Source organism: Acinetobacter sp. CAU_H_56, from assembly GCF_058599425.1.
The window spans coordinates 1-1,913 of record NZ_JBZUJA010000003.1 but is presented as its reverse complement, the minus strand read 5'-3'; the positions used below and the strand labels follow the sequence as shown (position 1 = coordinate 1,913).

Sequence of the window (1,913 nt, the reverse complement as noted above, 5' to 3'; positions counted from 1 at the left end):
CGTTGTCATGTTGTCAAATTGTCATGTTGTCGCCACCCATTCGGGATGGCTCTGCCCCTACCGCTTGTAGGCGACAGGGAGCATTGTAATCAGGGAGGAAAAGTTCTGAAATTTTTATACCGTGTGGTCGCTCGTAGACACTCGCTCGGTTAATCTTGGAGATCAGCCAAATGCCTTTCTAAAATACCAACCAATAATTCTTCTGCTTCACCTGAACCAAAACACCCATTTTCATAATCCCTTTCTAAACACTCAAGGAACGTATGACGTTTTTGATAATGGCAAAGTAAACTAAATATATAATCGTCCACAGTCCTTAAACTAATAGCATTTTCTTCTGTTTCTTCTGCTAATTCTTCATCCGTTTTTTCTTGGATTAATAATAATTTTTTTAATCCACGACCCCACTCTAATTGCCTTGCACCTTTGATTGCTACACCAAATTCTTGCCACAGTTTAGAGGGTTTACGCCCAAATATTTCCTGATCATCAATGGATAATTGGAGCAAATCGAATGGAGTTAAAGAATCACCACGACCCTTTTTAATATGCCCTTTGGTTAATTCAGATTCCAAACCCCACTTTGATATATATTCTTGGGCATAAGTACCATCACGTATATCTAATCCATGTTGCATGGATGGAGCGTTTAATCCGGATTTAATACAGGCTTTAATCCAAAGAGCAGATAATTCCTTAATATATTTTTTAAAGTCTAAACGATAGCAATCGTTTAGCAGGAGGATATGGTGGTGGGGATGCCAACCATTTTTGCCAAAAGTCACCTCAAAACCTTTGATCTTATAATTCACACCTAATTCTTTTTGGATTGCCTTTACACGGTTATCTTCATAAAAACGCTTCATTGCCCTTTTAAGCCCATCTAAGAGGACTTTTAATGGTTGACCCATCGAATGACTGAAAGTGAGCGTTAAGAGGAAAATAGAGCCATTGTGGCGTGTTTTCCAACGGTCTATGCCAAGTTTTAATTCTTCCCTACGTTTTTCCGTAATCTGCTTTGCACAGACAGGACAAATCCAAATTGAGCCACATCGTTGCACGTTGCACCAATGAGCTTTTTTTCGTTCTTCGTTGTATTTGATCTCTCGCAACTTGGTTTTATCTATTCGTTTTTTCAAACAATGGATAACACGTTCTTTGGGTAAGAGCTTTGCAGATTGATCTTGAAGTAGGAAATTATGAATCCTCTGAAACCCTTGTGGCGTAAGGGAAGCCTGAGTTTTCGTAAATATACCAAGAGAATCCGATTTTTCGATTGGATTTTGAGCGTGAATTGCTGACTTACAGCTTGTAGAAGTGGGATTACTCCCATAAAATGTATTCATGGACATTCCAGTTTAATGTTCATCAAGGGTTGAAGTGTTGGTAGCACTGTCAGCCCATTTTTTTGCCTGTACGGTGAACGAGGTCTTTGCACAGGACTTTAGTGCAAGCCCAATATACGCCAATAAATTAATTATTTTCAAGGCTTCGCTCACATCTTTTTCGGGTCGGTCGGTCGGCAAACTCCTCCTCCCTCAAAAGAGCTTCGCTCAGTTTGTTGCGAAAATTGAAAATCGTTAAGGCGATTTTTGGATATTGCAGACGCCCTTAAAATCGGTGCAAGCCCGATTTTTTTGATACACACCATACGCACCTATTCAGGTTGCCAAAACCCAAAATTCCAATATCAATAACTTAGGTATATTTTGTTATCCAAAAGCTATCCAAAAGCTATCCAAAAGCTATCCAAAAGCTATCCAAAAGCTATCCAAAAGCTATCCAAAAGCTATCCTTTTGCTAACAATTTTCATAGCTAGCAAATGACACAACATGACACAAAACGCCATAAAAAAATAGAAATAACAGTATCTTGCAATATTTTTGACACAGATAGACACAGAACAGTGATA

General features: G+C 38.8%; 1 protein-coding gene. It reads right to left on the bottom strand.

Translation table 11 applies throughout. The features are described 5' to 3' along the window. Positions 1 to 149: 149 nt before the first annotated feature. Positions 150 to 1,346, bottom strand: a complete 1,197-nt coding sequence (locus AC4MCC_RS14625; protein ID WP_491885887.1) for a protein rep — start codon at positions 1,344 to 1,346, stop codon at positions 150 to 152. Between the last annotated feature and the right edge of the window lie 567 nt (positions 1,347 to 1,913).